Genomic DNA, 8,458 nt, shown 5'->3' with positions numbered 1-8,458 from the left:
GTGCCGTCTAATTTCTTTTACCTTAGCCTCGGTACTTTGTTTCTTTGTTCTCATTTTATAGACATTAATTGGTTACAAAAAGTTAAGAAATCTATCTCTTAAATTTTATACCAACTTGTCCAAATTAGGCTGAAGACTTACAGGGTATGTACATACTATGTACATACCTATTTTGTTCAAATTCTGTAATAGATTTGCCTCCATATGTATTTGATATCACTGGATATCATCAGTTTTCATTTAATTTCTATTACTATGGAGGTAATAACCATGTCAAATGAGGTTTATCAAAACCTAAGCAAGCAATTAGCAGAAATGCGATCCCAGATGGACGATTTGTATAATAAGCAATTTTATCCATTAAAAGAAAGGTGGCTAGACAATCAAGAGGTCTGTCATGTTTTAAATATTAGTAAACGAACACTTCAAACCTATAGAGATAATGGTTTACTGGCTTTTTCACAATATCAAGCAAAAATCTACTATAAAGCAAGTGATATTGAGAAGTTTTTAGAATCAAACTACAATGAAGCCTTCCAGGACTGTTAATCCTGGAACAATCTTTCCAAATTATTAAATCTTAAAGTTTTTTTGGGAATAAATTATTATTCCATGATGTATCGAACACATCATGGCCTGGATATCTACGCTCTAATTTTGAGGAAATTCTATAAAAAGGATTTTGTGTTAGAGCTTATTGGGAAACAGTGTGAAACAGTTAGAAATCCATTTAATAAGGATTCAAAATCATTAAAAATTAAATTGCGAAAAGGAGTTTTTATGCATACAGATTATAAGTTCAAAGGTTTCAAAGGAAATGCACTAGATTTTGCGAATTTGTACTATCAATTAGATAGGGATTCTTTACTAAAACAAATTAACAAAGAGTTGTGTCTGAACTTGGACAAGCAACATCATAAAATTACCGCCAACAAAGGCGATCAACTTGGCGAACAAAGCGATCAATGTAGCGATCAACAAAATTTGTTGACAGGCAATGTTTACACATCAATGCCAAAATTTACATTCTTTAAAAGTCCAATTAGTAATACTGTACCATATAAGGATATCACCATTTTGGATGCTTATAACCTTATACGAGGAGAGTATTGTAATTCGATAACCAACGCTTTACGACAAATGGCAGATAAGGCAAAAGCTAAAAAGTTTAAAGCGAGTAGGTTTGATTATGCATGTTTCTCAGGAACATTCTGTAAAAGAGGCGAAAAGCATTTGAAGCAACATTCAGGATTGATGGTTATTGATTTTGACCATTTACAGGATGCTGAACGAGTAAAGCGAACGTTGTTGGCTGACAATATGCTGGAAACAGAGTTGCTCTTTCGCTCTCCATCAGGAGATGGATTAAAATGGGTGATTAATACTACTGTGCCAGTAGTACCACATGGGATTTACTTTGAAGGATTACAAAGATATCTGCAGACCACTTATGAATTGGAAGTAGATCAATCAGGTAAAGATGTTGCCAGGGCATGTTTTCTTCCTTATGATCCTGAAGTATATATTAACCCAAAGTATTTAAACAATGGTAAGTAAATTTAATCCAGAAGAATGGTTGGAGGCAAAATCAAAGCCTCCAACACCCACCAACAAACGACAATCAACAGATGTTTATCGTAATCCTAATAGTATTGTTGATCGCGTTGTTCGGGCAGTTGAACGCCACCAAATTGATATTACCTCAGATTACCATACTTGGTTTAAAATTGGTTGTAGTATTGCCAATACCATTGGGGAGTTTGGAAGAGATTATTTCCACAGAATCAGTAGGTTTTATCCAGATTACAACTTTAAAGTTTGCGATCAACAATACGATAAATGTTTAAAAGGATCTGGTGGTGTCGGTGTTGGTAGTTTGTTGATGGTTTTAAAAGACCATGGAATAATTTTAAAAAGAGAAAGGAATGGATAATAATCAATTAACTGTGTTGGAGGAAGCTGGTGGCGCTAACAATGTAACCTTTCCTTTGCACGTATTTCCAGAACCATTAAGGGAGTATATTAATGAGAGTGCAGATGCAATTAATTGTCCTGCGGATTTCATATCAATGGCAGTACTATCAAGTTTTTCATTAGCTGTAGGTAGTAAGGTTGTTGCTGATGTAAAGAATATTTGGAAGGAGTCACCTGTTTTATTTTCAGCTATAGTTGCAGAACCAGGAGCAAAAAAGACACCAGCACTAAAAGCTGGAGCATTAGCAGTATTTCAACTCCAACAGGAATTAGCACAGATTTATGCAACTCGTAAACAAGCTTACATTAAAAATAATGAGGAATTTGATAAGGCTTTCGAAAAGTGGAGATCTATTCCAAAAGCAAAGCGAGAGTTTGAGGATAAACCTGTAAAACCAATCCCACCAACATTGGAACAAATTACAACCAACGATGCAACCATTGAAGGGTTGTCAGCATTATTGCAAAAACAGCCATTAAGAATATTATTTATTCAAGATGAACTTGCTGGATGGGTTAAGGGAATGAATCAATATCGGCAAGGAAATGGAGCAGATCAAGAAAAGTGGTTGTCTCTTTGGAGTTGCGAGGATATTATAATTAATCGTAAGTCTGAAGATGAAGCAATTTACATTCGTAGGCCATTTGTTTCTGTTTTAGGCTGCTTACAACCAGATGTGCTGAACGATTTTTCTAAAGGAAAAGACAATGGATTTCTGGATAGAATATTGTTTGTAGTACCTGGTCCTGTTAAGTTAGAATTTACTAACAAACAGGTTGAAGAATATTTAAAATGTGATTATATAAAGGCTTTTAAAAGGATGTATTTTTTTAATTATAAAGATGAAAATCCTGCTATTATAGAATTTAGTCCAACTGCGTATCAAAAACTAGAGGATTATATGAATGATTGTCACTATAGAGAAATGAATTCTGATGAACTTCCATATTATTTAAGAGGAATTTGGTCAAAATTCGTTGGTTATACAATTAGGTTTTCGATTATTATAGAGGCTATGAAATATGGTTACTCTATCGGAAAACTTAATAAAATTGAATTGAGCAGTGTTGAAAAAGCAATTGAATTGACCGAATACTTCAAAATTCAGGCAAAAAAAGTACAAAATATCCTTCACAGTAGCACGATGGATAAGAAAATAGAAATGGCCATTCAGAAAATTAAAAAGTTGGGAGGTACTATTTCATTAAGGAATTTCTATCAAAGAAAAATTGCCGGTTGTAAAAACAAAACAAGTGCAGAAAATTTAGTTTCAGAGATGATTGATAGATCTTTAGTTGAAACAGAAAAAATAAGACCTAAAACAGGTGGAAAAGAGACAATTTTAATAAAATTAATTAGAGACAATCAACAACCGGATATTTAAAGCGATATCTATTACATTATCAATTTGATAAGTTAATATTGAGTAAGCATCAACCGAAGTGACAATCGATAAGAAATTAATTTTTCAGATTCGATTGTAGCATCGATTGATGCTTTGTTTTGATTGTTGGTATAGATTGGTAATCAGGTTTATGTGCCGAGTTATTTTCGGTTGATGAATGATTCTAATTAGTGTTATTTAAAAATACCATAATTAATTCTATACAAATAGAAGAAGCTGCAAGAAGAACATAAAAGTTCTTACAAGCTTCATGCTGGAAAAGGTAAAATGACAAAAGAGCAATTCGAGAAACAACATGCCGGAAATTATAGAACTATTAGGGGATGGAAAATCAATTCTGAATATTGCCAAGTTGGTGAAGAAATCATATCGACAGTTCAGAGGGTAAAAAAGCATCTAGATACTCAAATAGCGTGTTTATTTTAGGAACACCCAATTGAATACATTAAATGAGTCTATATTCCTACATTCTGATACGTTTTACTGTGTGCCTAAAAGGGTATACGCTAAAATGAATACAATAGACATTTAATAGTAGTATCCCATAAAGTGTGTAACTAAATTCTTTTTTTTGAGGGTATTAGAATTCGACACTTTATGGGATACCACTGATTAAATTTTTAATACATTTAGGAAGCCTGTTTAGACTTCCTAAATGTTTGTTCTTGGAAAGCTCTTACCAGATAGAATCTATTTTAAATGTATTGTCTTCTGTAATTATTTTTAAGTTAATACAAACTTGCGTTTTAATAATGTTATTAAGTGCATCTTCAGTTTCAGCTAAATATAAAACTCTATAATTATTTGGTTTAATAGAATCCTTGACAATTGACAATGAGGATATAAGTTCTGTTGTTGTATATAGATCATTAATTATAATATCATGATCTAATCCATGAAATTGTATATTTTCATTCAACTTACTTTGTAATTTCCTTGAGCAATATGTTTGTCGCAGATCTGTTATTTTTTGTATTAATATTATTGGGTCAGTTTCATTTTCCCATGCATAATTATAGTCAATATAAAATTTGTTTAACTTGTTGATAATTTCTTTTTCTCGATTTTGAGAATTAACACAATTTAGTTGTGTAGACATAAATAAGACAACTAAAATTAAATTTCGTATTTTTTTCATATAGTATTTAATATTTATTTAACCCAACGGTATATTTTATAACTAGGCTTATTCTTTCTATAACCAGGTCCAGGCCAAAAGCCATTTTCTTTGAAGTCAGAAACCCATTGACTACCATTATACATATTGATGTGGCCATGTTTACTTCCCCCCGTGTAGTTCTGGATTACTCTTATATCTCCCGAAAGAGGAGTGTAATTTTTTATACTTACTTCTGTAAAACCCCATTTTACTAAATATGATCCATAATCTTTCGCAGACACAGGTCGATTCGAAGTATTTATACCTCCGGCAGTGATGGCAAGTCGTACTGCTTTAGCACACTTTCCACATTTGCCTGCAACATAGTTATTAAAAGCATTGTTATTTATATAGTTAACTGCCTTGTTTACATCATATGTCTTTTGATTACTAGTTGTTGTGTTGTTTGTTACATTTACTTCCCCCCAAATAGAGTGTATATTTCCATTTGAGTCATACTTGGTTGTTGTTCCATTTACTAAACTAATTTCATAATTTCCATTCAGATCTATATTAAAATAAGCTAAATCTTGACCTGAACTCCAAGTATATAAAACAGTAATTTTAGTATTTGCTTCTAACCAACTATTGGAATACCACTCTCCATTTATTTTAGTATGTAAATCCTCAAAACTTGGCCCAACATTTCTAACTATATGATCAAATGGCTGATGAACAAACCAAGATCTTCCACCTCCATTTGATCTGCTTCTCTCAAGTCGGGAATCAAAGAATTTACCTTCCGTATATCCGGTTGGATCAGTATATTTTAAAGGATTACCATAAGCATAAGAATACAGATTCAAATCTTGTGTATAGTTTGGTGCCTGAATAATTGGATCAGCACTTAAAAATGAACCCAAGTTTGCATCATATACTCTACCATTCATGTTGATCAATTCAAAATGATCTAAATGTTCATGACCTGTAAACCCTCTATCGAGAATAAAACTGGATCTTGAATCATTGTTATTCCAATTATTAGGATCTTTTCTATTTCCCCAGGCATCAAAATAGTATCGTTCTGCAACTCCACCTGATTCGTTGGTTAGGGCTAATATCGATCCTAAATAATCCTGATGAACGTAGTACATTTTCTGAGAGTTATCGAAATCTTTAATAAATACCGCTGCCAATCCTGAACTACCACTAATGTAGTTGATTTCCTTAGTCTGACCAAGATCATTTACAATTTTTTCATACAGTCCGTTAGAGTAATATTTTGTTTTCTTCAGTGATCCTCCTTCCAAAGTTTTCATCATCCTACGTCCATATTCTGGACCATAAGTAAATTCCAGTCTGTGATTATTTTCTTGATCAGTAATACTTTCCACTTTTTGAAAATCTGTATAGGTTATTGTTTCATGGAAAGGATCATAAGAGCTTACAGGAGAAGTAATATGAGAAACTGCATTTGGCTTCCCCCCATTGTAATTGTAGGTCCCAACATCAGGTTTGGTTTTAATATTTCCACTTGCTTCGAAAGTCATACTTCCACTTCTGTAGCTAGTTAATCTGTTTAAAGCATCATAAGAAAAACTTTGAGTTTGGTTACTTAACTTGACATTTTTACGATTGCTTAAGTTTCCATTGTTAGCAAATGTATAATCCCACTCATAAACACTACCTGATTTCATTTTTTGTGGCCTTAAATTAGCATCATAGGTGTAATTACTAATTAAACCATTTCCATACTTAAATTGCTCAATGGCGCCATGATTGGTTGCATCTTGAAGCAGCCAAATACTAGCATTGTTATCACTTCTTTTTAATTCGGTTAAAATACCATTGGAATCATAGATCCGATTGACTGCAAAGTTTCCAGGATAAGTAACTTTTGAAATCAAACTATTTGAATTGTAATCATACTGGGTTAAAAAAGTCTGTCCATTAACTGTTTCTGATAGATCTGTTAAACGCTTCAAGTTATCGTATGTATAAATCACATCAACATCGCTACCATAAACAGAGTTTAATAAGCCATTATTGGCATAATTCCATTGGGTTTCTGTTATACCACCAACTAACTTTTTAAACAAGCGTCCTAAGTTATCGTATTGCATGCTATAGCTCACTCCTCTAGCATCAACTTCAGTTAACATTTCACCAAACGCATTGTAAGTAGAACTTGTTGTTCCGGTATTAGGAGAATATATACTTGTTCTATTTCCTTGCTCATCATAAGTAAATGTCATTGCATTGGAGCCAAAAGTATGAGTTTTTGGCAAACCATTACTAAAAAAGGTTTTGGTGATTGTTCCACCAGCATCTTTGGCCTGTTTGTCTAAACCAGATGCATCAAGTGTAACCTCGCTCCAACCTGATGGAGTAGTAACTTTTGTAGTACTACCTGTATACTCATATGTGGTTGTTCCTAAACTATTAGGCATGTTAATAGTTGTCACTCGACCATATGCATCGTAAGTGTATTGAGAATAAGAACCTACTGAAGTAGCATAAGGAAGGTATTCTCGATACAATCTCCCATTAGCATCATAGGTATAATTCTTTTTCATTACTGCCTGATTGAAACCTGGACTTTCTTCTCGTAGCAGTTGTCCTAATCTATTGTAATATTTTTTGATATAGCCTTTACCTGGCTGTAGTCTCTCTGTGTAAAACAAACTGCCTGATGGACCACTACTTGTAAAGAGCATATTTGAAGTAACAGTGCTTCCATTTGGAAGTGTACTTGAAGAGTGATTTCCAAAGTCATCGTAATAATGTGAAGTAATCAGATTATCCTGATCTTTCACAGTTTTCACACGTCCCATTTTATCGTAGGTGTAATCTTCCCAAATGTAGTCTGATGCTTTTTGTTTTGTAATGAATTTTCCATCAGAATCATAAACATAGGTTGTTACCCTTGGTGTTGCAACATCAGCAGCCTTTCTGCTAACACTTAACAGTCCCCCCTTTGCATGATATGTATATGTTTCTTTTACATTTTTAGATGTACCTGAGAAAAGTGTTTTGCTATCCATTTGAAATGGTAAACTGCTGTTATAGGAGAAAGAGGTTGTAACATTATAATTACTTGCATCATCTTTATGTTTTTGACTAACAAGGGTAGAAGTGACCCTGTTGGGTAACCAATAGGTTCCAGTTAATGCGCTATAAGATATAGTTGTGGTTTTGTCGAAATCAGACCCTAAAGATTCAGTTATGATTTCGGGTTGATTGTTATTTTCATTATAATCGATATAGGTTACAGTATTCACAAATCCTGTTAGATGGTCAGTTACTGTAGTGCTACTCACTCTATTTTGATAATATCGTGTGCCATTAAGTCCTGCAACAGTATGTTCAAGATATGACCAAGCGCTAGTTGATATCGAACTTCCAGTTCCAGTTTTGACAATTGCGGTTTTAGGTTTAAGTATATACCTGGCACCTATGGGTTCGAATGAAGTTTCTGACTTCATATTTTGGGGTTGTTGGTGCTCACTGAACTTCATAAAACCTACAAGCCCATATTCCATATGTCTAACTGCATCGGTATAATCATAGTCAACAGAAGAATAATATGCCCCATCCGTTAATGTACTTACTTTTTTAACCACATATATAGGCGCTTTAAATTTTACCAGTGGGAAGCTATAACTTGTGCTACTTGTATTATAAACGCCTGAATCATACATATTGGCGTAATCTATCTGGGTATTTACATTCATCCCATTGGTAATCAGAGTAACCAATCTGTTTCTTTTGTTAGGATTAAAGGTAATAACTTCATAAGGCGTACTAACATCATTGGGCTTCTTTACAATTTGTAAGTCTTCAGCCTAATTTGGACAAGTTGGTATAAAATTTAAGAGATAGATTTCTTAACTTTTTGTAACCAATTAATGTCTATAAAATGAGAACAAAGAAACAAAGTACCGAGGCTAAGGTAAAAGAAATTAGACGGCACACTCGA

The 8,458-nt window shown here is 33.3% G+C and carries 6 protein-coding genes; 4 read left to right on the top strand and 2 right to left on the bottom strand.

Features of this window, described 5'->3' with window-relative positions:
• Nucleotides 1–255: 255 nt before the first annotated feature.
• The 4 genes from ELS83_RS21175 (at nucleotide 256) to ELS83_RS21160 (ending at nucleotide 3,359) form a co-directional block, all read left to right on the top strand.
• Nucleotides 256–549, top strand: a complete 294-nt coding sequence (locus ELS83_RS21175) for a helix-turn-helix domain-containing protein (protein WP_171597545.1) — start codon at nucleotides 256–258, stop codon at nucleotides 547–549.
• A gap of 63 nt (nucleotides 550–612) precedes the next feature.
• Complete coding sequence (locus tag ELS83_RS21170) at nucleotides 613–1,557, top strand: BT4734/BF3469 family protein (RefSeq protein ID WP_171597544.1); 945 nt, start codon at nucleotides 613–615, stop codon at nucleotides 1,555–1,557.
• Nucleotides 1,547–1,933, top strand: coding sequence for a PriCT-2 domain-containing protein (locus tag ELS83_RS21165; protein ID WP_171597543.1), 387 nt, complete (start codon nucleotides 1,547–1,549; stop codon nucleotides 1,931–1,933). The genes ELS83_RS21170 and ELS83_RS21165 overlap by 11 nt, the downstream gene beginning before the upstream one ends.
• Nucleotides 1,926–3,359 (top strand): DUF3987 domain-containing protein, encoded by a 1,434-nt coding sequence (locus ELS83_RS21160; RefSeq protein ID WP_171597542.1) that lies wholly within the window; start codon nucleotides 1,926–1,928, stop codon nucleotides 3,357–3,359. Before ELS83_RS21165 ends, ELS83_RS21160 begins: the two co-directional genes overlap by 8 nt.
• Before the next feature lie 697 nt (nucleotides 3,360–4,056).
• Here the strand turns inward: ELS83_RS21160 and ELS83_RS21155 are convergent.
• Both ELS83_RS21155 and ELS83_RS21150 read right to left on the bottom strand, forming a co-directional pair.
• The gene (locus ELS83_RS21155) at nucleotides 4,057–4,518 is read right to left on the bottom strand and encodes a hypothetical protein (protein ID WP_171597541.1); all 462 of its coding nucleotides are present in this window, start codon (nucleotides 4,516–4,518) and stop codon (nucleotides 4,057–4,059) included.
• A gap of 14 nt (nucleotides 4,519–4,532) precedes the next feature.
• A complete protein-coding gene (locus ELS83_RS21150) occupies nucleotides 4,533–8,237 on the bottom strand; it encodes an RHS repeat-associated core domain-containing protein (RefSeq protein WP_171597540.1) in 3,705 nt (1,234 codons plus the stop codon).
• Nucleotides 8,238–8,458 lie beyond the last annotated feature (221 nt).

The organism is Marinifilum caeruleilacunae, from assembly GCF_013141825.1.
Lineage (GTDB): Bacteria > Bacteroidota > Bacteroidia > Bacteroidales > Marinifilaceae > Marinifilum > Marinifilum caeruleilacunae.
Note: the sequence above shows the minus strand (reverse complement) of the source record. Positions and strands in the feature narration are given on the sequence as shown.